This window comes from Streptomyces sp. NPDC091377 (genome assembly GCF_044757045.1).
Classification (GTDB): Bacteria; Actinomycetota; Actinomycetes; order Streptomycetales; family Streptomycetaceae; genus Streptomyces.
On the sequence record NZ_JBIVUE010000005.1, the window covers coordinates 174,035 to 197,632 of the forward strand.

Genomic DNA, 23,598 nt, shown 5'->3' on the forward strand with positions numbered 1-23,598 from the left:
TCGTCGGGGCCGGTCCCGGCCGGGGTGTCCCGCTCACGTCCCGTCCCCGGGTTCCGCGCGGGCCGCCCCGACGATGTCGGTGAGGCTGCTCTCCACGCGGTCGAGGTGGTGGGCCATGGCCTCGCGCGCGTCATGGGCGGAGCCGTCGAGGAGGGCCTCCACGATCGCCCGGTGCTCGCGGTTGGACTGTTCCCGTCGGCCGCCGAGTTCGTTGAGGAAGGCCGACTGGCGGGCGAGGGCGTCGCGGATCTCCTCGATGACACGGCGGAAGACCGGGTTCTGGGCGGCCTCGGCGACGGCGAGGTGGAAGAGGGTGTCCATGGCGACCCAGGCGGTGGTGTCGGTCTCGCGTTCCATCCGGTCCAGGAGATGGGCGAGCCGGTCGAGGTTCTCGGGGGTGCGGCGGGTCGCCGCGTACCCGGCGACGGGGATCTCGATGTGCCGGCGCACCTCCAGCAGATCGCTCGCCGCGTAGTCGCCGAACGTGGGGTCCTCCACCCGGTCGGCGACGACGAAGGTGCCCTTGCCGGTCCTGGCGACGGTCAACCCCATGGTCTGGAGCGCGCGCAGCGCCTCCCGCAGCACCGGCCGGGAGACCTCAAGGGCGCGGCACAGCTCCGCCTCGGAGGGGAGCTTGTCCCCGATGACGTACGTACCGCCCTCGATGGCACCGCGGAGGTGGCCGAGCACCGCCTCCATCGCGCTGACGCGCCGCGGCACCGGACCACCTGTCTGGCTGTCTGACAGGTTCACCGTCGCATCGTGCGGTCCCGGCGCCCGACGTGTCAAGAAGCCGCCTCCCGGAGCCCCTTCCCCCGCCGCGCAAACCGGCCAACCCGTCAGATCCATAGGGGGGTTAACACCACCCCCCTTCGGGGGCAGGCAGCATTCTGCTTCCGGGCGTTCCTCCACATACTTCGGTACATGGCCAACCCAATGGTGCTGACGGGGACCTCCCCCGCGCACGAACAGCGCAACGACGGCGATTCCCGGCCGGCGGATTCCGAGTCCCAGCAGAAGGGCAGCGATTTCGCCGAGCTGTCCCGTCGGGTGAACGAGGCGGATCTGCTGCGCCGCCGCCCGCTCTATTACACCGTCCGTTTCGGGATTGTGGCGCTCGCCCTCGGCGGGAGCATCGCGGCGTTCCTCGCCGTGGGTGACAGCTGGGCCCAGCTCTTCGTGGCCGTCGCCCTGGCCGCGGTCTTCGGTCAGCTGGCGCTGGCCTCGCACGACCTCGCGCACCGCCAGGTGTTCTCGCGGCGCCGGGCCAGTGAGACCGGCGGGCTGATAGCGGCGAATCTGCTGCTGGGCATGAGCTACGGCTGGTGGATGAACAAGCACACCCGGCACCACGCGAATCCGAATCACGAGGGAAAAGACCCGGACGTCTCCCCCGACATTCTGGTCTGGTCGCAGCGGCAGGCCGGCCGGGCCCAGGGCATTCCGCGGTTCATAGGGAAGTACCAGGCGCTGCTTTTCTTCCCGCTGCTGACCCTCGAAGGCTTCAATCTGAGTTTCAACAGTTTCCGTGCGCTGCGCAGTCCGACGACGAAAAGGCCGGTCCTGGAGGGGACGCTGCTCGTCACCCATTTCGTCGTGTATTTCGGCGGTGTGTTCGCCGTGCTGTCCCCCGGCAAGGCACTCGCCTTCATCGCCCTCCAGCAGGGGCTCTTCGGGATCTACCTCGGCTCGGTCTTCGCGCCCAACCACAAGGGCATGCCGATGCTTGAGGAGGGCACCCGGCTGGACTTCCTGCGCCGTCAGGTCATCACCTCGCGCAATGTGCGCGGGGGCGCGGTGATCGACGTCATGATGGGCGGGCTCAACTACCAGATCGAGCACCATCTCTTCCCGAGCATGCCGACACCGGCCCTCGGCAGGGCCCAGGAGATCACCGAGCGGTACTGCGCCGAGCTGGGCGTTCCGTACCACCAGACCGGGCTGCTCGCCTCGCACCGGGAGGCGATGCGCCACATGTGGGACATCGGGCGACCGCTCCGGCAGGGGCGCTGAGCCGCCGGCGCGGGCGGGTCAGCTCTCCAGGACGCCCGCGCCCAGCAGTGCGAACAGCAGCAGGCCGACGCCGATCCGGTAGATCACGAAGGCGTTGAAGGTGTGCTTGGCGACGAACTTCAGCAGCCAGGCGATGGAGGCGTACGCCACCACGAAGGACACCACCGTCCCGGTCACCAGCGGGGCGGCGCCCGTGCCGGAGCCGAGGGCGTCCTTGAGTTCGTAGATCCCGGCGCCGGTCAGGGCCGGGATGCCGAGGAAGAAGGAGAGCCGGGTCGCGGCCACCCGGTCCAGGTCGAGCAGCAGGGCTGTGGACATGGTGGCGCCGGAGCGGGAGAAGCCGGGGAAGAGCAGGGCGAGGATCTGGGCGCCGCCGACCAGCATGGCGTCCTTGAACGAGGTGTCGTCCTCGCCGCGCTTGTGCCGCCCGAACCGGTCGGCCGCCCACATCACCCCGCTGCCCGCGATCAGCGAGCCCGCGACCACCCACAGCGAGGCCAGCGGTCCGTGGATCAGCGGTTTGGCGGCGAGGCCCACCACGACGATCGGGATGGTCGCGAAGATCACCCACCAGGCGAACTGGTAGTCGTGGTGGTAGCGCTCCTCGGGGTCGCGGAGCCCGCGCACCCACGCGGTGAGGATCCGCACGATGTCGTGGAAGAAGTAGACGAGGACCGCCGCGATGGCGCCGACCTGGATGACGGCCGAGAAGCCGACGACCGAGGCGTCGTCCACGGGGATCCCCATCAGCCCCTCGGCGATCTTCAGATGGCCGGTGGAGGAGACGGGCAGGAACTCGGTCACCCCCTCGACGGTTCCGAGAACGACGGCCTGACCGATGCTGATGGCGCTGCTCATGGGATCCAGTTCTGCTCAGGCGCCCCGCACCCCGGCGGGGCGGCGCGTGCGGTGGATCACTCCTACCGCACGCGGGCGGGAATCCCCGACTACCTCCGCACGGCGTGTATCGCGCACACACCGCCGCACAGGTGCCGTGCCGGTGCCGCCGTTCCTCGCCGGGGGGCATGAGCCGCGGCTCGGGCGCGGCGGATCGCCGGGGTGGTGCCGGGGTCGGGCGGGGCGGGAGCGGGGCGGGAGCAGGGCCGGGGCGGGGCATGGCGTGGGCCGTGGGCCGTGAGCCGTGGGCCTACCACCCCTTCTCGAACATGCGCGCCACCTCGGCGATACGGAACTCGTCGCGCCGGTAACAGGTGCGGCGGCGTACCCGCTTGACGCGCAGCATGCCCAGGTCGGCGAGGAGGCGGAGGTGGGTGTCCGCGACCGAGCGGCGCACCCCGAGTTTCTCGGCGACGGCCTCGGCCGGGACTCCGTCCTGGCACAGATCGATGCGGCGCTGCGGCGGGAAGTGGGCGGGCGGATCTTTCAGCCACTCCAGAATGACCAGGCGCAGTTCGCCGCGAGGAGTCCTGAGCATCGCGTCCTCCAGGGTTCCGGGCCGTCCATAGGGCGCTTTCCCACTCTGGTGCCCACCGGACCGCCACACCGGGCACTCGTCGACGCTTGACCGGTACGGATCGGATCGATGGCTCACCGGGAGGCCACGGCGCGAGCGCCCGCCCGCACCGGCGGCGCATCCGCACGCGACCGCGCGTGCGACCGCGCACACCGGACACCGACACCTGACACCTGACACCTGACACCTGACACCTGACACCGAACCATCGGTCGACGGGTCGACGGGTCGACCGGTCAGGATCCGAGAAGCCGCGCCAGCCCTCCCGGCCTAGCGTGGAACCACCAGGAATGAGAGTAGGAATGAGAGCGGCTGTGAAGGAGCCCCCCATGACCAGCGGACTGGAAACCATCATCTATCCGGTCAGGGACCTCGACCGCGCCAAGGCACTGTTCTCCAAGGCACTCGGGACCGAGCCGTACGTGGACGAGTCGTACTACGTCGCTTTCAAGGGCGGCGGCCAGGACGTGGGCCTCGACCCGCGAGGGCACGCCAAGGGCCTGACCGGTGCGGTCCCCTACTGGAACGTCACCGACATCCACGAGCGGTTCGCGGCGCTGCTGGAGACCGGGGCGGAGGAAGTCCAGGGCATCCAGGACGTCGGCGGCGGGCGGTTGATCGCGACGTTGCGGGACGCCGACGGGAACCACATCGGCCTGCTCCAGGACCCCGTCCAGGAGGCCGCCGGATGAGCCGCTAGTTGCACAGTCAACGAATCACCGTTTCGGTGTTACCGTGCCTTTATGGGAACGGACACCATCGAGCGGGCGACGGACACCGTCGGGGCCGGGCTGGAAGCGCGCTGGCGGGACATCCTGGCGGTGCACGCGCGCACGATGTGCGAGATCGACCGCGTCCTTCACCCGCACGGTCTCGGCGCGAGCGACTTCGAGGTGCTGGACCTGCTGGTCGCCGACTCCCCCGAGGACGGCGCCCCGTGCCGGGTCCAGAACCTCGCCGGCCGGGTCCATCTCAGCCAGAGCGCGCTCTCCCGGCTCATCGGCCGACTGGAGAAGGACGGTCTGGTCACCCGGTCGATGTGTGTCGAGGACCGGCGCGGCGTCTGGGTCACCCTCACCGACAAGGGGCGCGCGCTGCACGCCGAGGTGCTGCCGCTCCAGCGGGCCGCGCTGGCGCGGATGCTGGACGACTGAGCGCCCCCTCCCCCCTCCCGGACCGCCACGCACTCCCGGTTCCACAGGGCCCCTCAACCTCAAATGACAGAAATAAGTGTCATCTCAGTCGGACGTGTTAGATTAAGCACGTGCCGCCCGACTCGCATGTCCTCTTCGCCGACCACGTCGGCCGCTTCTACGCCCGGCAGTACGGCTTTCCTCCGATGGCCGGCCGACTGCTCGGGTATCTCTTCGTCTGCGATCCGCCGCAGCAGACCATCGACGAGCTGAGCGAGGCGCTGCTGGCCAGCCGCAGCGCCGTCACCGGTGCCGTGAAACTGCTGGAGGGCCATCGGATGGCCCGCCGGACCCGGGCCGCCGGGGAGCGCGTGGACCGGGTCGGCCTGGACTCGGTGAGCCGTCAGCCGCAGAACTTCGACACCACGCTCCACCGGGAGCACGCGGCGCTGTTCCGGGAGGGCCTGGCGTTGCTCACCGACGCGGCGCCGGAGCGCCGGGCACCGCTGGAGGAGATGATCGCGCTGGCCGACTTCCTGGCCGAGCGCCTGCCGGGGCTGGTGGACGAGTGGCACGCGCATCGCGACGAACTGCGGGCGACGGGCGGACTGCCGACGCCCGGCCCCCCGACCTGAGCCCGCCCGAGCCGATCCGCAGAACCGACCCGAGCACCCCGACCTGAGCATTCCGACCCGAGAGGCGGACCACCATGACCGACGCAGAAACCGAAACCGACACCGCCACCCCCACCGCCACCCCCACCCCCACCGCCACCGCCACCGCCACCGCCACCGGTGACCCGGACGCCCTGGACGAGCTGATCCAACTCGCCGCCGAGCGACAGGATCTGACCGCACTGCGGCGACTGTCCGAGGGCGGCAACAGGACCGCCGTCGATCAGCTCGTGGAGCTGGCCTCCGAACTGGGGGACACCGCGGAGCTGCGGCGGCTGGCCCTTCAGGGCAACGCGGACGCGGCCGATCTGCTGGAGGAACTCGCCTGCGGGTAGCGCGGGTCCGTACGGGTTCGGGGCGCCCCCGTGATGTCATCGTGAAACCATCCGTACACGTCGGGAAAGCCGGCGCGATCGCGGCGGACGTGCACGGTTGGAGGGCGGAGTGACGCGAATACTGGTCATCGGCGGGGGCATCGCGGGGACGGCGTCGGCGCTCGCCCTGCACAAGGCCGGGTTCGAGGCGGTGGTGTACGAGGCGCACCCCGACGCCGCGGAGGACATCGGCGCGTTCCTGACGCTCGCGAGCAACGGGATGCGGGCGCTCGGACAACTCGGCGCCACGGACGCGGTCACCGCGATCGGCTTCCCGCTGACCGCGCTCCGGCTCCTGGACGAGTCGGGGAAGGAGGCGGCGCACGCCCCCATGGGCGAGGCCGACGATCCGCGTCTCCGCTTCCGCTGTCTGCGCCGCGGTGAGCTGAACACCGCCCTCCAGGCGGAGGCGGCCCGCCGCGGCATCGCCGTACGGCACGGGGCCCGGCTCGCCCGGATCGAGAACGGCCCGGACGCCGTCACGGCCCACTTCGCCGACGGCTCCGCGGCCACCGGTGATCTGCTGCTCGGCGCGGACGGGCTGAACTCGACCGCGCGGGAGGCGATCGCCCCGGACGGGCGCCCGGGACACGCGGGGCAGCGGGTGTTCTACGGCTACACCCGTGACGTGGCGCCGAGCGGCGCGAGCGACTGCATCACCATGGTCCGGGGCAGCTCGGTGGCCTTCGGGTTCGCGACCTCGCCTGAGGGTGAGACGTACTGGTTCGCCCGGGTCGCCGACGGGCCGCTGACCGCGCGGGAGATCGCCGAGGGCACCGCCGCCGACTGGCGGGACCGACTGCTGCCGGTGCTGCGGGAGGACGCGACACCGTGCGCCGGCATCGTCGAGGCCACGGGTGACCGGCTGATGGTCACCGACGCGACCGAGCTTCCGCTGGGCATGCCCTGGCGCTCGGGCCGGGCCCTGCTGATCGGGGACGCGGCCCACGCGGCGTCCCCGGCGACCGGGCAGGGCGCCTCCATGGCCCTGGAGGACGCGGTGATCCTCGCGAAGTGCCTGCGCGACGTGCCGGGGACGGACACCGCCCTCGCCCACTACGAGTCGCTGCGCCGCGAGCGGGTCGAGCACAACATCGCCACCAGCGGCGCCCTGTCCCGTGGCACCTACGCCCCGTCGGACTCCGCCGGCCGCCCGGCCGGCAAGACCCGTCCCGGTGAGGACGCGCTGGCCGGGCAGCTGGACTGGGAGTCCGACATCAGGGGGTGAGCAGGGGGGCGGTCGCCGTCAGCCGCTGTGGGCGGTCACCTCGTGGAGCGAGTAGCCCCATGAGGTGGCCCGGTCGCGGAGGTGGACCCGCAGATACCGGGCGGGCACGGCCTCGAAGCGGGCCGTGTCCAGACCGCCGTCGCCGGAGGCCGTGGACCAGACGTCCGTCCAGCGCTGTCCGTCGGTGGACACCTCGATGCGGTACGAGGTCGCGTACGCGCGTTCCCAGTCGAGGGTGACCCGGCCGACGCGGTGGGTGGTGCCGAGGTCGACGCGGAGCCACTGGTCGTCGCTCCAGTGGCTGGCCCACCGGGTCCCCCGGTCACCGTCGACGGCGCGGCCGGCCGCGTAGCTGGTGAACGGGTTCCACTCGGTCGAACTGGCCGTCGCCGGGGCCTTCTCGGCGAGATTGACCCCGGCCGCGTGGCTCTCGGTGCCGCCCCAGGTGTCCAGATAGCTCTCCGCGCCGCGGAACAAGTCGTCCACCACGCCCTGGCCGCCGACCAGCCGGATGTCCTCGATCCAGTCGGGGACCAGCCCGTTGTGGGCGGCCCCGTCGGTGTTGAGGTCCCAGGTGCGTTCCCCGGTGGTCTGGCGGTCGATGACCGAGCCGCCGTCGGTGCTGCGGAAGGGGTACTCGACCGGGTTCGGGGTGTCGGCGCCGCGCGGCGCGGGCCAGCCTCCGACGCCGTTCATGTCGGTGCCGTAGCCGTAGCCGACGCCGTACTTCTCGCGCAGCGCGTCCGTGCGCTTCGCCTCCGCGCTGAACGCCTCGGAGCCGTTCATGTACTGGGCGATGAAGCCGCCGAGGCCGTAGACCCGCTCGGTCCAGCTCAGATCCATCCAGCTGTGCGAGGACAGCACACCCGGGTAGGACTCGGACTCGAAGAGGTCGAGCACCCGGCCGGTGGCCTTGACGCTCATATGGTCGATCTCCAGCATCATCTTGCGGTCCATCATCCCGCGTACGGCGTACTCGCCCAGATCGGTGAGGCCGCGGACGTTGCATCGCGCGTCCTTGTCGTACGGGGGGACGGCGACGCCCGCGGGGAGTTGCTTCTCGGCTCCGGGGGCGGAGGTCAGCCCGATGGGGTTGTCGTGCTGCGGGCCCCTGCACTTCTCGGTGCGCCAGAAGGTGCCGGTGGACAGGAACTGGCCGACGTTGATGGCCGTGCCGAGCGCGCCCTCGTCGAAGCGGACGCCGCACAGCGCGTTGTCGAACTTGTGGCACAGGAACATGCTGCGCACTCCGAGCGCGTACAGCTCGTCCAGTCCCTTGTCGATGTCCTCCTTGTCGCACTGCGGCACGTCCAGGATCATCTTGCAGCCGAAGGGTTCGGAGGTCTCGACGCCGAGGACGACGGCAAGTCTTCCCTGTTCGATCACCTGCCGGGCCTGGGCGCTGTCGGTGACGATCCGGAACCAGCCCTTGCCGGGGCCGCCGTACATCCTGTCGATGAACGCCTGCATGTCGTACGTCAGTTTCGCCTGGAGGCGGATCGACGTCATCTCGTCGCAGGAGCGGTCCTTGAAGAAGTAGACCGAGCAGATCACTCCGTTGGTGACCAGGTCGTTGACCAGCACGCGCTGACCGCCGCGCCAGGCGCGCTCCACCCAGGCGTAGTAGTTCTGCTGGTGGGTGAGGGAGTCATGGGCGGGCCAGTCCTTGAAGGTGGGCCAGCCGTCCGGGTCGTGCTTGCCGTCGCCGCCCTTGGTGATGAAGTCGAAGAGGGCGAGGGAGCCGTCCGGGTAGTGCTCGGGGCAGTCCTTGAGCGCGTCGGCGACGCCCGCCTCGGAGAAGGTCTTGCCGCAGATGAGCCGGCCGCCGAACGCCTCGTTGGACATCAGGTGGTTGTGCGCGTCCACGAAGCCGCGGACCTGGCCGTCGGCGTCGGTGCCGGTGAAGGGCTCACCGGTGACGTCGATGCCGGAGTCAGGTGCGGGACGGGCGTCGGGCGTCCACCAGTCACCGTCCGCGGCGGCGGTGCCGGCCACTTCCTCGGTGCCGGTGGCCGCCTCGGTGCCGGTGGCCGCCTCGGTGCCGGTGGCCGCCTCGGTGCCGGTGGCGGCCGAACTGGGGGCGGGCGCGACGGCGACGGTGAGGAGAAAGAGCAGCAGGGTCACCAGCGTGGCGTGCTGACGGCGCCGGGGGCGGCGTGGGCGAGGTGCGGGCTCTTCGCGTCGGTCGGGGTACGGGCGTCGGGCCACGGGCGGTGTCACATCCCTGGGTCGGCGGGACGCACGGTCGACGCGCCGGGCGGCGCGGGCTCGATGCCCTCCCCCGGAAACAGGCTTGTCATGACCGGCGCAAGGTGTGGCATGAGGATCGCTACTGGATGTTCATGAGTCAAGAGTCCGTACGGAGTTGAGTTACTTGCGGTAAGTCCAGCGTGCGGCCGGTCACCCCGGCCCCGTGGGGTCCCGGCGTGCTTGTCACCCCGGTCCGCGTCCTCCGGTGACACCGTGTCGGCCCGGGACCGGAACCGGACGCCCTCCGGTTCCTCGTGCACGGCTCTGGGAAGTTTTGGGGTGGATCGTTACCCTCCGCCCATGATTCCCACGGTGGTTTGGGGCACGGGCAACGTCGGGCGCGCGGCCATCCGGGCCGTCGAGGCGCATCCGATGCTCAGCCTGGTGGCCGTGCTGGTGTCCGCGCGGGCCAAGGTCGGCAAGGACGCGGGTGAGTTGGCCGGTCTGGACCGGTATCTCGGGGTGGCGGCGACGGACGAGGTGGGCCGGGTGCTCGACGCGGGGCCTCGCGCGGTGGTGTACGCGGCGTCCGGCGACGTCCGCCCCGACGGCGCCCTGGCGGACATCGGCCGCGCCCTGCGCGCGGGCGCGGTGGTCGTCACCCCGTCCGTGTACGGCATGTACGACTGCCGTGGCGCACCCGCGGAACTCCGGGACGCCCTGCTGGAGTCCGCGGCGGCGGGCGGGGGCGCGCTGTTCGTGTCGGGGGTGGATCCCGGCTGGGCCAATGACGTGCTGCCGCTGCTGGTGAGCGGGCTGGGGTCCGCCATCGACACCGTCCGCTGCCAGGAGATCTTCGACTACGCCACGTACGACCAGGAGGACGCCGTACGGCATCTGATCGGGATGGGGCATCCGCTGGACTATCAGCCGCTGATGCTCGCCGAGGGCGTTCCGACGATGATCTGGGGCGGGCAGGTGCGGCTGATGGCACGGGCGCTCGGGGCCGAACTGGACGACATCGAGGAGAGGGTGGAGCGCCGGACGCTGGACACCTCGGTCGTCACCGACGGCATGGGCGCGTTCGAGGCGGGCACGCAGGGCGCGGTGCGCCTTGAGGTGCGGGGGGTGGTGGCGGGTGACCCGGTGATCGTGGTCGAGCATGTCACCCGTGTCCACGCCGGGTGCGCCCGGGACTGGCCGCTGCCGCCCGACGGCGGGGCGGGCGCCCACCGGGTGATCATCGAGGGGCGTCCGCGGATCGAGGTCACGGTCGAGGCCACGGACGAGGGAGGGAACCGGGCCGCCGGGGGCAACGCGACGGCGGTGGGCCGGCTGGTGAACGCCATCGACTGGCTGGTGGAGGCCGGACCAGGTCTCTACGACGCACTCGACGTCCCGCTGCGCCCCGCGGTGGGCAGACTGGGGAAGAAGTGACCATGCGGATCGACATTCCCGAGGGCGCCGAGCCCATCCCCCATGTGTGGGGCGAGATGGTGCCCGGGATCGGCCCGGCCGCCGCCGCCTTCTCGATGGCCGTGTACCGGCACACGACGCTGGGGCTGCGTGAGTTCGAGGCGGCCCGGCTGCGGGTCGCGCAGATCAACGGGTGTCTGTTCTGTCTGGACTGGCGCACCGAGCGCGACGGGGAGCGGGTCGAGGACGGCTTTCTCGACGCGGTCACCCGGTGGCGGACCACGGACGCCTTCGACGAACGGACCCGGCTCGCCGCGGAGTACGCGGAGCGGTACACGCTCGACCCGCACCACCTGGACGACGCGTTCTGGGAGCGGATGAAGGCGCGGTACAGCGGGACGGAGATCGTGGAGCTGACGATGAGCATCGGCGCCTGGCTGGTGTTCGGCCGGCTCAACCATGTACTGGGCCTGGACAGCGCGTGCGTGCTGCCGTCGGCCGGGGCCGGGTGAGTGGATTCCTTTCCCGTTCTCGCGGTCGCGGTCGCGGTCGCGGGCCGGGGCGGGGTCTGCGTCCCGGCCCGCGTCGTGCGTCAGAAGTCGTCGGCGATGATCCTCTCGATGTTGCGCTCGGCCAGCGCGGTGATGGTCACGAAGGGGTTGACGGTGGTGTTGCCGGGGATCAGCGCGCCGTCCATCACATACAGACCCGGGTGGCCGTGCAGCCGGCCGTGGTGGTCCGTCGCCTTGTCCAGCACCGCTCCGCCGAGCGGGTGGTACGTGAGGTGGTCGCCCCAGATCTTGTGGACGCCGAAGAGGTCGGTGCGGTAGATCGTGCCCTCCTTGGCGTTGATCCTGTCGAAGATCGACTTGGCCATGGTGACGGAGGGCTGCTTCCAGGCGGCCTGCCAGTCGAGTTCCACCCTCCCCGCCGCCGCGTTCCAGGTGAACCGGGCGCGGTGGGGGTTGTTGGTGATCGACAGATAGAACGAAGCCCAGGTCTCGATGCCGGTCGGCAGCGGCGCCACCTCGGCGAAGGCTCCTCCCGCGGTCCAGTTGTCGATGCCCGCGGTCGGGATCGACGACTGGAGGGCCCCGGTCGGGTCCCAGAGGTGGTTGGCCCGGCCGCACATGACGTTGCCGTTGTCCCCCCAGCCCCTGCCGATCTCGTCGTTGAGCCCTGGCAGCGCGCCCGTCGCCTTGAGCCGGACCAGGAGCTTGCTGGTGCCGACGCTGCCCGCGGCGAAGAACACCCGCCGCGCCACCACGGTCTTGGTGGCGACGACGGTGCCCGTGGTGTCGATCTGCTCCATGGTGACGGAGTAGCCGCCGGTGGCGGGGGTGACGGTGGTGACCCGGTGCAGCGGTGAGACGGTGAGCCGGCCGGTGGCGCGGGCCTGGGCGAGATAGGTCTTCGGCAGGGACTTCTTGCCGTGGTTGTTGCCGTAGAGGATCTCACCGGCCAGTGCCGACCTGGGGACCGTTCCCGCGGCCTCCTGTCTCATGTAGTCCCAGTCGTAGACGTTGGGCACGAACATGAAGGGGAAGCCGGACCGGCTCGCGTGTTTGCGGCCGACGCGCGCGTACTGGTAGCAGTCGGCCGAGTCGAACCAGGCGGGGTCGATGTCGGTGACCCCGAGGGTGCGGTTGGCGCGCGGGTAGTACACGGAGTACATCTCGTCGGCGTCGACGGACGGGAGGATCGCGGGGAAGCGGTCCCGCTGGGGTGTCACCGCCATCCCGCCGTTGACCAGTGAGCCGCCTCCGACGCCCCGCCCCTGGTAGACGAGGATGCCGCCCAGGTCCTCGGCGTCCAGGATGCCGGTGTACCGGGGTACGTTCCGGTCGATCGGGAAGCCGAGGAAGTTGCTGATGGGCTGCTTGGTGCGGGTCCGCAGCCAGAAGGAGCGGTGGTCGGGGCTGGTGGTGTTGGCGAAGACCTTGCCGTCCGGGCCCGGGGTGTCCCAGGCCATTCCCATTTCCACCATGTGCACGTCCACACCGGCCTGCGCCAGCCGCAGGGCGGTGACGGAACCGCCGTATCCGGTGCCTATGACAAGTGCGGGGATCTGTGCGCCGGGTTCGATGAGCTGGGTTTCCTGGGACTGCGCCGCCGCGTTCGGCAGGTCGATCGCACCGAGTGCGGCGGCACCGAGAAGAGAACCTGTTCCCCCAATGAATCGACGTCGGGATAAACCTTCCATGTCCCGCCTGACCATGGACCTCTGCTTCACTTGACTCCCCTTCCGCCTGCGCAAGTGCAACGGGTTCTACTGGCGGTCGTGAAATAAGTCACGAGATACCGGGCGGTAACTTCGCTTTGTTTCCCGGGTATTTCACCCCAGGAACACACCGACGCCGCTCCCCTCGCTGCGGCCTCAAGAGAAGCACACAGACTCATGGGGAGCGGCGTCGGGTGAGGTTCGTGCGCCCGCTACCTCTACTTCACTTCCGTCAACAGCCCCGACTCCACGCCGAAGACGAACCCGCGGACGGAGTTCTTGTGCGGCACGAAGGGGTCGGCCTCGATGCGCCGGATCGACTGCCGGACGTCTTCCTCCAGATCGCAGAAGGATTCGGGAGCCCACGGCGGGCGAATTCCCGTCTCGTCCTCGATCTGCCGTTTGAATTCATCGTCCTTGAAGGTCTGCATACCGCAGTCCGTGTGATGGATGAGCATGATCCGGCGGGTGCCGAGCAGCCGCTGGCTGATGACCAGCGACCGGATCGCGTCCTCCGTCACCGCGCCGCCCGCGTTACGGATGACATGCGCGTCCCCCTCGTTCAGCCCCAGCATCGAGAAGATGTCGAGCCGCGCGTCCATACAGGCCAGGACCGCCAGCCGGCGGGCCGGGGGAAGTGCGAGCTGCCCCCCGAAAGAGGCGGCGTACGCCTCATTGTTGACGAGTGACTCATCGATGACCGACACGATTTCCTCCCGTTTTTCTCCAGCACAGGGAGAAGCCGCGGGATGCCCCCGCGCGGTCCTTCCCCCGAGCCGGAGCGAACGTACCGAGTCCGAATTCGAAAAGGAAAGTCCGCACGGCCGGAACACTCGTCGGATACGCCCGGGTGGCCGCCGCCGCGTCATTAGGGGTACGGGGCGCACTCGGCACCGTCGAAGCAGTGGGCCCGGGGGCCGGGGCATCCTCACCCATCGGCCGGGGCACAGCCCCCGTCACCCACCGCATCTCCTGTGTTCCGGTGCCGACGCGTCCGGGCGCGTCGGACCACCCCGATGACTTGCTGTGTCAACGCCGGCCCGTGCGGGATGACTTCCGCCCCCCTTGATCGACATGGCGCGGACGGTGTCAAGCCCCCATGGGGACAGTCCTGTTACGGCCACGTGGCAGACTTGAAAGCGAGGCGGGAGCGGACTCCCGTACGGAGTGACGACATTCGAACGGGGGAGTGCGACATGTCGTGGGAAGAGGAGTGGGCGCAGCTCAAGGCGGACGCGCTGGCACGGCAGGAGCAGTCGGCGGGGATGCGGCTCAATCAACTGCCCGCCGAGCGCGGTGGCGGGGGCGGACCGTCGGGCGGTGGCCCGGGTGACGGTTACGCGGTCAACGCGGACTCCGTGGACGGGAGTTCGCATCTGCTGATCGAGATCGCCGGTGTCCTGTACGAGGGCCGGATGGACGGCGAGAACGCGACGATGTGCCGGGTACCCCGGTCACATCCCGATGTCGCCTCCGTCGTGGACACGTTCGCGCGTTTCGCGCAGGACCAGTACAACGACACGGTGGCCCTGCTGGCGGCCCTGGCCGGCGGTCTCAGGTCCGCGAACAACGCGTACGCGACGTACGACCGTTCCGTGCGTGAGCAGTTGACCACGATCCTGGACTGCGGAGCGTTCGTGGAACCCGGGGACCGGTGACCCATGGCGTACCGGAGCGATGTCGAGTTCCTCGCGGACTCCAACCCGGCGCTGATCGAGCGCACCGGGGCCGAGTACACGCGGCTGCACAAGCTGATCGAGACGACGGACGACGCCTTCCGCACGGCGGCGGGGGTGGACTGGCGCAGCGAGGCCCGCGAGTTGTACATCCGGCGCCTGGGTGAGGCGCGCGAACTGGCGGACGCGCTGTCGGCGGCCTTCAGCAGGACGGGCAAGGCGCTGGCGGCGTACGCCGACGCCGTGACGACGGCGAAGGGCCATTACGAGAGCGGACAGGACACGGAGGGCCGACTGTCGGAGGTGATCGCGCGGGAGGCCACGGCGATCACCCCCACCGCGCGGGCGGCGGAGCCGATGCGCCAGTGGGAGGATCTGCGGGGCACCACGGGCGTCCTGGACTGGTTCGCCGAGGTCGGCGTCGACCTGGACGCGATCCGCGAGGACGCCGAGCGGTACTACAACCAGACCAAGGGGCATTACGGTGACGCCAAGCGCGTCGAGTCCGAGGCCCGGAACACCTGTATCGCCGACATCCGGGCGGCGTACCGTTCCCTGCCGGACTTCCGCAGCCCCGTGGCCGACCCGGCGCAGTTGCTGAGCGGTCTGGCCGCGCTGTCCGCGGAGGCCCGTGAGGCGGGCGACAACCCCTACGCACGACTGCCGGGCGCGGGCCCGAAGGTGGACACGATCCCGCCCACGGGCGACCGGGTCGTCGTCTCGTCGGCCCTCTTCCGGATCCAGACCCGGATCGACGGTCTGCCCGACGCGACGGGCAACAACTACTGGCTGCCGTCCAACTCGGACGAGGGGCGCCGGGAGTACATCTCGGGGAACAGCGCCCTGATCCGGGCCGCGGCGCAGGACTCCGGGCTGCCGCCGGAGATGGTGGCCGGTATCGCGTGGCAGGAGGTCGAGGGCGACCCCGGGGTGGTGGACGACGCCGCCTACGAGGGCCGCCGGCTCATCCCCGGCCTGGGGGAGGCCGACCAGACGTCGATGGGGCCGATCGCGATCCAGGTCCGCCGCGGCGCGGAGGTCCTCGGCTACGACCCGAACAACCTCACCGACCTGCAACGCAGCACCGTCATCGACGCGATCAGCGACCCGGCGCAGAACATCTTCATCGCCTCGGAGTACCTGGCCCAGCTGAAGGCGGAGAGCGAGTTCGCCGATGTTCCCCCGGAGCAGATGACCCGGGCCCAGATGCAGGAACTTGCCGCCCGCTACAACGGCGGTCCTTTGTGGGAGACGGACGACGCGCAGGCGTATGGTCGGGGCTTCGACGGAAAACTGGACGAGGCGAGGGAAGCACTGGGATGAGCGGCTCCGACCGGGGACCGGTACTGAGTGAGGGCCGTCCGGTCCGCGCGGGCGGCCCCGCCGGCCGGGTGGGTACGGCGGTCTGCGCGCTCGTCGTCGCCGTCGCCACCCTGGTGACGGCCTATGCCGTCGTCACCGCGTACATGATCGAGCCGGACGGGCCCTGGGACGACCAGGCCGTGACCAACGCGAACGTGGCGGCCACCGTCGGGCTGGCCTTCAGTACGGTGATCGCCCTGCTGACCTGGCTCTTCGTCAAGGCGGGCTGGCTGAGGCGAGGGTGGTACGCGATCCCGGCCGCCCTGGCGCTGGCGGCGGTGCTGCGGCTCACGCTGCTGGGGCCCTGAGGCGGAGCCGCACCCTGATCCGCGTGGCCGTCCCGCCCCCGGTCCGGCCGAGGGCGAGGCGCACGAGCCGACGCCAGTCCACGGGTGGGGCGGGAACGACGACGCCGGGGCGGTCACGGGGCACCAGGACCCGCAGCGCGCCGGGGCGCAGGGTGCACACCACCGGGGTGGGCATCCGCAGCGCCTCGCCGTCCACCGCCACCGGGATCTCGTGCGGGGCGGCGCTCACCTCGACCCGCCGGGCGGTCAGCGCGGCCAGCCCCGCGGACTGTGTGCCGCGTACGGCGAGGTCGGCGGCCTGGGCGGCGCTCTCCACGCGGATACCGAGGACGCCCAGTTCACCGGTGTCGAGCCGGGGTCTGCGGCCGGTGCCGCTGAGGGCGTCGGGCGAGACGTAGGGGTTGTTGCTGACGAGCAGCGCCTGCCGGGAGTCCAGCACAGCGCCGTCGACGCGGGCGTCGAGCCGGGTGGCCCCCTCGCTGGCCAGCAGGTCGGGCATGAGGTCGAGCGCCGTGCCGGCCTTGGCGTCGCGGTACTCGGGGTGCTGCACGACATCCGCGTACACCCCGAACGAGACCGTGTTGACGAAGGGGCGCCCGGCGACGTCCCCGAGGTCGACCCGGAGTTCCTCGCCGTCGGTCAGCGCGGCCAGGGAGCGGGACGGGTCGGCGCGGTCGAGGCCGAGGTCCAGGGCGAAGTGGTTGCGGGTACCGGCCGGGACGACGAGGAACGGCAGATCGTGCGCGGCGGCGACGGCCGCGACGAGGGCCTGGGTGCCGTCGCCGCCCGCCACCCCGAGCAGGTCCGCTCCCCCGGCGACGGCCGCGCGGGCCAGTTCGGCGACATCGGTCGGGGCGGTCGGGTCGAGCAGGACCACCCGTGCGCCGAGTTCCTCGGCCCGCCCGACCAGTCCGAAGCGGGTCACCTTCCCGCCGCCCGACCTGGGGTTCATCAAGAGCACGGGGCGCCGGGGGCGGGCCGCGGCGACCGTACGCCGTGACCGCTGCGGGGCCGATCCGCGCAGCGCCGCCTTGGCGCAGGCCAGGGTCGCGCCCCAGCAGACGGCGAGGAAGACCGCGCTCAGCCACAGCCCGGCGAAGGTGAAGAGCAGCACGACGGCCACGGGGGCGGCGACCGCGACGAGCGCCCCGAGGAGCCGTACCAGGCCCCGGTGCGCGAGGAACCACCACAGCCCGGCCGCGCAGACGACCAGCCCGAGCAGTCCGGCGCCGACGATGAGCAGTCCGCCGCTGCCCAGCGCCAGCGCCAGCACGACGACGACCCCGGCCGCCGCGAGCAGGGTCAGCCGGGCGAGCCATCGGGCGGCCCGGCCGCCGTGCCCCGTCGGGGGCGTCCCGCCGCCTCTGTCGCCCTGGCTCATCAACGTGTCTCGCCTCTCCGCCCGTCCGTCCCGCCAATCTGCCCGCCCCCGGGCCCGGGAGCACCCCGGGCGGGCTGGGCGGGTGAGCGTCCGCCGGCCCGGACTCGGGTCTGCGGTGCCGCCGTTCGCCCTTCCACCGACCTCGCCGACTGCTACGCTGCGCGTACTACGCAATGTGTAGTACGGGCCGACGACGAGCGGAGAAGCCTTGGAATCCAACGACGCCCAGCTGCTGGTGCTGTGCGCGCTGGCCGACGGCCCGTTGCACGGGTACGCCATCAACGCGGCCATCGAGGAGGTGTCCGGTCGGCGGCTGGGGCCCGGCAGTCTCTACGGCGCGCTGGCCCGGCTGGAGGCGAAGGAACTGGTGCGGTCGCTGGAGGGCGAGGGGCGGCGGCGCCCGGTCTGTCTGACCCCGGCGGGGCGGGAGGTGATGGAACGGGAGGCCCGTTCCATGGCCCGGGTGTCCGGGCGGGTGTTCGAAAGCGCCGTTCCGGACCGGATCGGCTATCTCGACCGGGTGGCCGTGACGGAGCAGGCACGCTCGTACAAGGGCGTCATGGCCGAGGCGCTGGCCGTGCGGCCCGGCCACACCGCGCTCGACCTGGGCTGCGGACCGGGCACGGATCTCGGCGCCCTCGCCGAGGCGGTCACCGCGTCCGGCAGGGTGTTCGGGCTCGACGTCGACGAGGAGATGGTCGAGCGGGCGCGTGACCGCACCCGGGACCTCCCGTCCGTCGAGGTCCGGCTGGGCGACCTCCACACCCTGCCGTTCGAGGACGGCAGCGTGGACCGGGCCCGGACGGACCGGGTGCTCCAGCATGTGACCGACCCGCCGCGGGCGCTCGCCGAGGCCCACCGGGTACTGCGTCCGGGCGGCCGGCTCGTCCTGGGCGAACCGGACTGGGACTCGCTGACCGTCGACCACCCCGACCTCGACGTCGCGCGGGCCTACACCCGCCATGTGACCGACAAGGTGGTGCGCAACGGGGTCATCGGCCGCCGGCTGGCCCGGCTGGCGCTGGCGGCGGGGTTCACCGTACCGGCCGTCGTACCGGTCACCTCCGTCTTCCGCGAGGTCCGGGCCGCGGACCGGATCCTCGGCTTCCAGCGCACCACCGAACGCGCCGTGTCCGCGGGCTACCTCTCCGCCGACGCGGCCCGGACCTGGCTCGACCGGCTCGCGGAGGAGCCGTTCTTCGCGGCGGTGACGTTGTACGTGGTCGTGGCGGAGAAGGCGGGATAGGACCCGCCGAACGTCACCGGGCGGCCGTCATCGTGCGGGAGGCGTGAGGGGGTGCGGGGCGGCGAGGCCGAGTTCGCGGTCGCCGAGCGGTGCGAAGAAGCCCGCCACGTCGGCGTCGGTGACCTCGGCGAGGCCGGCCGGGGACCAGCGCGGGGCACGGTCCTTGTCGATGATCTGCGCGCGGACGCCCTCGACCAGGTCGGGGGCGCGCAGGGCGGCGAGGGAGACCCGGTACTCCTGGTCGAGCACCGCCTCCAGCGAGCCCAGCCGCCGCGCCCGGCGCAGCGCCTCCAGGGTGACCTTGAGCGCGGTGGGTGACCTGGTGAGCAGGGTCTCGGCGGTCTCCTTCGCGACGGTGCCGCCGTGAGCGAGCAGCCGCTCCACGATCTCTTCGACCGAGCCGCCCGCGTAGCAGGCGTCGATCCACTCGCGCCGGGCCGCCAACTCCCCCTCCGGGGGCGTCCGCTCATGCCGGGCGAGGGCGTCTTGTACGGGCATCGCGGCCAGGTCCGCGACGAAGGCGCCGAGCGCGGCGGACGGCACGCAGTGGTCGGCGAGACCGCAGAGGAGGGCGTCGCCCGCACCGATCTGCGCGCCGGTGAGGGCGAGATGGGTGCCGAGTCCGCCGGGGGCCCGGCCGAGCAGCCAGGTGCCGCCGACATCGGGCACGAAGCCGATGCCCGTCTCCGGCATGGCGACGCGCGAGCGTTCGGTGACGACCCGCACGCTGCCGTGGCCGGAGATCCCGACGCCGCCGCCCATCACGATGCCGTCCATGAGGGCGACGTACGGCTTGGGGTAGCGGGCGATCCGGGCGTTGAGCCGGTACTCGTCGTACCAGAACGCGGCCGAGGCGCTGCCGTCGCCGTCGCGCGCGTCGTCGTGCACGGCGCGGATGTCGCCGCCCGCGCACAGACCGCGCTCCCCCGCGCCGCTGATGACCACGGTCTCCACCGCCGGGTCGGTCTCCCAGGCGTCGAGCGCCTCACCGATGCGGAGCACCATGGTGTGGGTGAGGGCGTTGAGTGCCTTCGGCCGGTTGAGGGTGAGGTGGGCGGCCCGGCCGGTGGTGTGCAGGAGGACGGTGTCGTCAGGGCTGCTCATCGGAACGCCTCCGCCCGCGCACGGGCCATGATGACGCGCATGATCTCGTTGCTTCCTTCCAGGAGGCCGGCTGGGCCCGCGGGGTCACGGACGATCTTTCTCACACGGTACTCCGGGAGGTGGGTCCTCCCGGCGGTCGGGGAAGCGGACCGGGGCGTGGAAGCGGGCCCTGCGGGCGGCGCGGCGGAACGTGGTGAGGACCGCGGGGCCGGCCAGCAGGATGCAGACGAAGTTGGTGACCGCGCGCCCGGTGTCCCAGCCCAGCGAGGTCGCGATGTCGAAGGCGAGGTACCGCTGCCACTGCTCGGTGAACGGCAGCCCGGGCAGATAGGCGATCGAGCTGTTCGGGTCCGTGGAGAAGGGCCAGAAGGAGAGGTTGAGGAGGAAGCCGAAGAGATAGCCGGAGAGCGAGCCGTACACGGCGAGCAGCAGTACCTCGCGGCGGCCGGTCGCCCGGGGCAGGAACCCGGCCAGCATCCCGACGAAGGCACAGCCGAACATCTGGTACGGCATCCAGGGCCCGACCCCGCCCGTGATCAGCGCGGACGCGAACAGCGAGGTGCAGCCGAGGGTGAAGCCGAAGCCGGGGCCGTAGACGCGTCCGGCGAGGACGAGGACGAAGAAGACCGTCTCGATGCCCGCCGTGCCGGCGCCGAGCGGGCGCAGCGCGGCGTTGACGGCGGACAGCACGCCCAGCATGGCCAGGGCCTTGGAGTCGATTCCGCCCTCGGCGATCTCCGACAGCACCACGCACAGGACGAGGATGAGCAGCACCCCGAAGATCAGCGGGGGTGTGTAGCGCGCGCCGAAGGTGCCGGGTGCCACGACGAATGGCCAGAAGAACGCGACGGCCCCGAGGAACGCGGCGAGGGTCATGACGACGGCGACGCGGGGGGTGAGGCGGATGGCGGGGGCGGATTTCATCGCAGCCGTTCCGCCCCGTCCGCCCCGTGCGCCCCGTGCGCCCCGTCCGTCAGGGACTCCGGGGACTCCGGGGACTCCGGGGGCCGTATCGCGCGGGTCACCTGGTCGACCGTCAGATACGGCAGCGGCGCGAGGATCTTCGCGGTCTGCGGGGCGAACACCGGTGAGGCGACGATGACCTCGGCGGTCGGGCCGTCCGCCACGAGGTCGCCCTCGGCCATCACCACCACCCGGTCGGCGGCGCGGGCGGCGAACTCCACGTCGTGGGTGGAGATCACCACCGCCGTGCCGTCGGCGGCGAGGGTGTCGACGATGCCGATGAGGGCGCTCTTGGCCCGGTAGTCCAGCCCGCGGGTCGGCTCGTCCAGCAGCAGGACGCGCGGCGCGGCCGAGAGCTGGACGGCCAGGACGAGGGAGAGCCGCTGGCCCTCCGAGAGGTCACGGGGGTGGGTGGTGCCGGGGATGCCGGGGGCCAGCCGGTCCAGGATCTCCCGGGCGCCCGGCCCGGCGCCGGACTCGCTGTCCGCCTGGTCGAGTTCCTGCTTGACGCTCTCCAGGTAGAGCAGGTCGGCGGGGGTCTGCGGGACCAGTCCGACCAGGGTGCGGGCCCGGGCCGCGGAGACGGTGTGCGGATCGGTGCCCGTGGAGTGGGCCGCCCCCGGGTCCGCCGTCACCCGCACACTGCCGCCGCGCCGCGGGCCGGAGCCCTGCAACGCCCACAGCAGCGAGGACTTGCCGCAGCCGTTGCGGCCCATCAGCGCGGTCACCTCACCGGCGTGGAGGTCGAGGTCCACCTCGCGTACGGCGGGCACGCCCCGGTAGGTGACGGTCACCCCGCGGGCCCGGAGCAGCCGGGCCGGGTCCGCCGCGGGTACCGGGCGCACGGGTGCCGGGGGGTGATCGGTGAGCGCCCGGCGCAGGGGGGCGGCGGCGCGGCGGGCGTCGCGGACGGACAGCGGCAGCGGCGACCAGCCGGCGGCGCGGCCCAGGGTCACGATGGGCGGCGCGATGGACGACGTACGCAGGATCTCGGGGGCGGGGCCGATCCTCGCGCGGCCGTCGCCGGGGAGGTGGATGACCCGGTCCGCGTACTGCACGACCCGTTCCAGACGGTGTTCGGCCATCAGGACGGTGACGCCGAGGTCGTGGACGAGCCGGGTGACGGCGGACAGGACCTCCTCGGCGGCGGTCGGGTCCAGGGCGGAGGTGGGTTCGTCCAGGACGAGGACGCGCGGGTGGGCGGTGAGGACGGAGCCGATGGCGACGCGCTGCTGCTGGCCGCCGGAGAGTTCGTACAGGGCGCGGTGGCGCAGATCGGCCAGGCCCAGCAGATCCAGGGTCTCCTCGACGCGTTTGCGCATGGTGGCCGGGGGGATCGCCAACTGCTCCATCGCGTACGCGAGTTCCTCCTCGACAGTGTCGGTGACGAAGCCGTCGACGGGGTCCTGGCCCACCACGCCGACCACGTCGGCGAGTTCGCGGGGCGGATGGTGGGCGGTGTCGCGGCCGTCGACGGTGACCCGGCCGTGGAGCGTGCCGCCGGTGAAGTGCGGGACGAGTCCGTTGACGGCGCCGAGGAGGGTGGACTTGCCGGTGCCGGTGTGGCCGACGACGAGGCAGAGTTCGCCCTCCTCCACCGTGAAGTCGGCTTCGCGCAGGGCGGGTTCGGCGGCGCCGTCGTACTGGATGGTGACCTGGTCGAAGGTGATCACGGGCGGTCGGCTCCCTGGGCGTCGGCGTCGCGCGGGGCTTCCGGCGGTGGTGCGAGGAAGCCCGCCGTCCCGGCCAGCAGGATCGCGGCCGTCGGGACGAGGGGCAGGTCGGGCCAGGTCAGCGGGTAAAAGGTGGGGTTGAGGCGGGCGGGGTCGTAGCCCAGGCTGGTGAGGAGCAGGACGGCGGCCAGCAGTCCGCTGCCGGCGACGGCCCACTCGGGCAGCCGCCAGGGGTCGGGGCGGTAGGTGGTGCGGGTGACCCTTCGGCCGCCCAGGCGCAGCCCCGCCACGCACAGCAGCGCGCCCAGCCCCATGGCGGGCAGCCCGAGGAGGGCGGGGGCGGTCGCGTCGAGCAGCCCGTAGGCCCCGGCGCACAGTCCGCACATGCCGAGCACCAGCAGCGTCCCGGTGATCCGGCGGGAGCGGCGGGTGGCGGTGCCCGCGCGGCCGTAGCCCCGGGAGTCCATGGCGGCGGCGAGCCGCAGGGAGCGTTCCAGGGCGTCCTCCAGGACGGGTACGACGATGCCGCGCAGTGCGCGCAGGCCCTGGGTGCGTCCGGCGCGGAGCTTGCGGGCGCGGGCGACGCGCTGCACGCTCAGCACGAGTTGCGGGGCGACGGAGAGGGCGACGGTGACGGCGACGCCGAGTTCGTACAGGGCGCCGGGCAGGACCCGCAGGGCGCGTTTGGGGTTGGCGAGGGTGTTGGCGGCGCCGATGCAGCACAGCATGCAGGCCAGCCGCAGCCCTTCGGTCGCGGAGGACAGCAGTGCCTCCAGGGAGACGGGGCCGCCGATCTGGATGCCCGCGTACCAGTCGGGGGTGGGGATGCGTGGCAGGGAGAACAGGAAGTGGTCGCGGGGGGTGATGCCGGTGGCGAAGACGGCGCGGAACACGACCCGGATCGCGACGACCGTCAGCGCGAGATACAGGTAGTACGTGAAGCCGCGCGCCCAGGGGGCCTCGGTGCGCCGGGCGGTGACGACGTAGCCGAGGACGGCGAGGACGAGGAAGAGCAGCAGCGGGTTGTTGGTGCGGCTGGCGGCGGTGGCCAGGGCGAGGGCCCAGATCCACCAGGCCAGCGGGTGCAGGATGCGCGGCAGACGGCGGGCGCGCGGGTCCGGCCCGCCGTCGTGCCGGGTGGCCGGGGCCGGTCCGGTCACCG

At 71.8% G+C, this 23,598-nt stretch carries 23 protein-coding genes; 12 read left to right on the plus strand and 11 right to left on the minus strand.

The features are described 5' to 3' along the window. Nucleotides 1–33 precede the first annotated feature (33 nt). Nucleotides 34–753: a FadR/GntR family transcriptional regulator gene (locus ACIQNG_RS13255; RefSeq protein ID WP_401484661.1), complete on the minus strand. Its 720-nt coding sequence runs from the start codon at nt 751–753 to the stop codon at nt 34–36. Between the two features lie 171 nt (nt 754–924). Between ACIQNG_RS13255 and ACIQNG_RS13260 the strand changes: the two genes are divergently transcribed. After that, the gene (locus ACIQNG_RS13260) at nt 925–2,013 is read left to right on the plus strand and encodes a fatty acid desaturase family protein (RefSeq protein ID WP_401484663.1); all 1,089 of its coding nucleotides are present in this window, start codon (nt 925–927) and stop codon (nt 2,011–2,013) included. A gap of 18 nt (nt 2,014–2,031) precedes the next feature. Here the strand turns inward: ACIQNG_RS13260 and ACIQNG_RS13265 are convergent, their stop codons facing one another. Next, nucleotides 2,032–2,871, minus strand: a complete 840-nt coding sequence (locus ACIQNG_RS13265; protein WP_401484664.1) for an undecaprenyl-diphosphate phosphatase — start codon at nt 2,869–2,871, stop codon at nt 2,032–2,034. A gap of 289 nt (nt 2,872–3,160) precedes the next feature. Next, nucleotides 3,161–3,448: an ArsR family transcriptional regulator gene (locus tag ACIQNG_RS13270; protein ID WP_401435194.1), complete on the minus strand. Its 288-nt coding sequence runs from the start codon at nt 3,446–3,448 to the stop codon at nt 3,161–3,163. A gap of 368 nt (nt 3,449–3,816) precedes the next feature. On the opposite strand from ACIQNG_RS13270, the gene ACIQNG_RS13275 reads away from it, so the two are divergent. From ACIQNG_RS13275 to ACIQNG_RS13295, 5 genes are all read left to right on the plus strand, one after another. Next, a complete protein-coding gene (locus ACIQNG_RS13275) occupies nt 3,817–4,179 on the plus strand; it encodes a VOC family protein (RefSeq protein WP_401435192.1) in 363 nt (120 codons plus the stop codon). A 51-nt stretch (nt 4,180–4,230) separates the two neighbouring features. Next, a complete protein-coding gene (locus ACIQNG_RS13280) occupies nt 4,231–4,641 on the plus strand; it encodes a MarR family winged helix-turn-helix transcriptional regulator (RefSeq protein ID WP_401484667.1) in 411 nt (136 codons plus the stop codon). A gap of 110 nt (nt 4,642–4,751) precedes the next feature. After that, nucleotides 4,752–5,255 (plus strand): GbsR/MarR family transcriptional regulator, encoded by a 504-nt coding sequence (locus ACIQNG_RS13285; protein WP_401435186.1) that lies wholly within the window; start codon nt 4,752–4,754, stop codon nt 5,253–5,255. Between the two features lie 74 nt (nt 5,256–5,329). Continuing rightward, on the plus strand, nt 5,330–5,629 hold the full coding sequence (locus ACIQNG_RS13290) for a hypothetical protein (RefSeq protein WP_401484669.1): 300 nt from the start codon (nt 5,330–5,332) through the stop codon (nt 5,627–5,629). Between the two features lie 109 nt (nt 5,630–5,738). After that, nucleotides 5,739–6,896: an FAD-dependent oxidoreductase gene (locus ACIQNG_RS13295; RefSeq protein ID WP_401484671.1), complete on the plus strand. Its 1,158-nt coding sequence runs from the start codon at nt 5,739–5,741 to the stop codon at nt 6,894–6,896. Nucleotides 6,897–6,914: 18 nt separating this feature from the next. Here the strand turns inward: ACIQNG_RS13295 and ACIQNG_RS13300 are convergent, their stop codons facing one another. Next, nucleotides 6,915–9,023, minus strand: a complete 2,109-nt coding sequence (locus ACIQNG_RS13300; RefSeq protein ID WP_401485099.1) for a discoidin domain-containing protein — start codon at nt 9,021–9,023, stop codon at nt 6,915–6,917. A 423-nt stretch (nt 9,024–9,446) separates the two neighbouring features. Here ACIQNG_RS13300 and ACIQNG_RS13305 point away from each other — a divergent pair, with 423 nt between their 5' ends. Continuing rightward, entirely contained in the window at nt 9,447–10,523 is a 1,077-nt protein-coding gene (locus tag ACIQNG_RS13305) for a dihydrodipicolinate reductase (protein ID WP_401484673.1), read from the plus strand. A 2-nt stretch (nt 10,524–10,525) separates the two neighbouring features. After that, nucleotides 10,526–11,014, plus strand: coding sequence for a carboxymuconolactone decarboxylase family protein (locus tag ACIQNG_RS13310; protein WP_401435174.1), 489 nt, complete (start codon nt 10,526–10,528; stop codon nt 11,012–11,014). A gap of 80 nt (nt 11,015–11,094) precedes the next feature. On the opposite strand, the gene ACIQNG_RS13315 is transcribed toward ACIQNG_RS13310, so the two are convergent. Next, a complete protein-coding gene (locus tag ACIQNG_RS13315) occupies nt 11,095–12,705 on the minus strand; it encodes a GMC oxidoreductase (RefSeq protein WP_401484675.1) in 1,611 nt (536 codons plus the stop codon). A gap of 236 nt (nt 12,706–12,941) precedes the next feature. Beyond that, nucleotides 12,942–13,430 carry a beta-class carbonic anhydrase gene (locus ACIQNG_RS13320; RefSeq protein WP_401435169.1) on the minus strand — a complete coding sequence of 163 codons (489 nt, stop codon included), beginning with the start codon at nt 13,428–13,430 and terminating at the stop codon, nt 12,942–12,944. A gap of 489 nt (nt 13,431–13,919) precedes the next feature. Here ACIQNG_RS13320 and ACIQNG_RS13325 point away from each other — a divergent pair, with 489 nt between their 5' ends. The 3 genes from ACIQNG_RS13325 to ACIQNG_RS13335 are packed head-to-tail and all read left to right on the plus strand — an operon-like array spanning nt 13,920 to nt 16,069. Further along, entirely contained in the window at nt 13,920–14,381 is a 462-nt protein-coding gene (locus tag ACIQNG_RS13325; RefSeq protein ID WP_401435166.1) for a hypothetical protein, read from the plus strand. Nucleotides 14,382–14,384: 3 nt separating this feature from the next. After that, a complete protein-coding gene (locus ACIQNG_RS13330; RefSeq protein WP_401484677.1) occupies nt 14,385–15,722 on the plus strand; it encodes a hypothetical protein in 1,338 nt (445 codons plus the stop codon). After that, nucleotides 15,719–16,069: a hypothetical protein gene (locus ACIQNG_RS13335; protein WP_401435161.1), complete on the plus strand. Its 351-nt coding sequence runs from the start codon at nt 15,719–15,721 to the stop codon at nt 16,067–16,069. The genes ACIQNG_RS13330 and ACIQNG_RS13335 overlap by 4 nt, the downstream gene beginning before the upstream one ends. On the opposite strand, the gene ACIQNG_RS13340 is transcribed toward ACIQNG_RS13335, so the two are convergent. Continuing rightward, nucleotides 16,050–17,450: a diacylglycerol/lipid kinase family protein gene (locus ACIQNG_RS13340; protein ID WP_401484679.1), complete on the minus strand. Its 1,401-nt coding sequence runs from the start codon at nt 17,448–17,450 to the stop codon at nt 16,050–16,052. The genes ACIQNG_RS13335 and ACIQNG_RS13340 overlap by 20 nt on opposite strands. 208 nt (nt 17,451–17,658) lie before the next feature. Here ACIQNG_RS13340 and ACIQNG_RS13345 point away from each other — a divergent pair, with 208 nt between their 5' ends. After that, nucleotides 17,659–18,696, plus strand: a complete 1,038-nt coding sequence (locus ACIQNG_RS13345; protein ID WP_401484681.1) for a methyltransferase domain-containing protein — start codon at nt 17,659–17,661, stop codon at nt 18,694–18,696. Nucleotides 18,697–18,723: 27 nt separating this feature from the next. Here the strand turns inward: ACIQNG_RS13345 and ACIQNG_RS13350 are convergent, their stop codons facing one another. The 4 genes from ACIQNG_RS13350 to ACIQNG_RS13365 form a co-directional block, all read right to left on the minus strand. After that, complete coding sequence (locus ACIQNG_RS13350) at nt 18,724–19,800, minus strand: enoyl-CoA hydratase/isomerase family protein (RefSeq protein WP_401484683.1); 1,077 nt, start codon at nt 19,798–19,800, stop codon at nt 18,724–18,726. A gap of 84 nt (nt 19,801–19,884) precedes the next feature. Continuing rightward, nucleotides 19,885–20,724 (minus strand): ECF transporter S component, encoded by an 840-nt coding sequence (locus ACIQNG_RS13355; protein WP_401484685.1) that lies wholly within the window; start codon nt 20,722–20,724, stop codon nt 19,885–19,887. Continuing rightward, nucleotides 20,721–22,436: an ABC transporter ATP-binding protein gene (locus tag ACIQNG_RS13360; protein WP_401484687.1), complete on the minus strand. Its 1,716-nt coding sequence runs from the start codon at nt 22,434–22,436 to the stop codon at nt 20,721–20,723. Before ACIQNG_RS13360 ends, ACIQNG_RS13355 begins: the two co-directional genes overlap by 4 nt. Continuing rightward, nucleotides 22,433–23,596, minus strand: coding sequence for an energy-coupling factor transporter transmembrane component T (locus ACIQNG_RS13365; protein WP_401435146.1), 1,164 nt, complete (start codon nt 23,594–23,596; stop codon nt 22,433–22,435). Before ACIQNG_RS13365 ends, ACIQNG_RS13360 begins: the two co-directional genes overlap by 4 nt. Nucleotides 23,597–23,598: the final 2 nt, after the last annotated feature.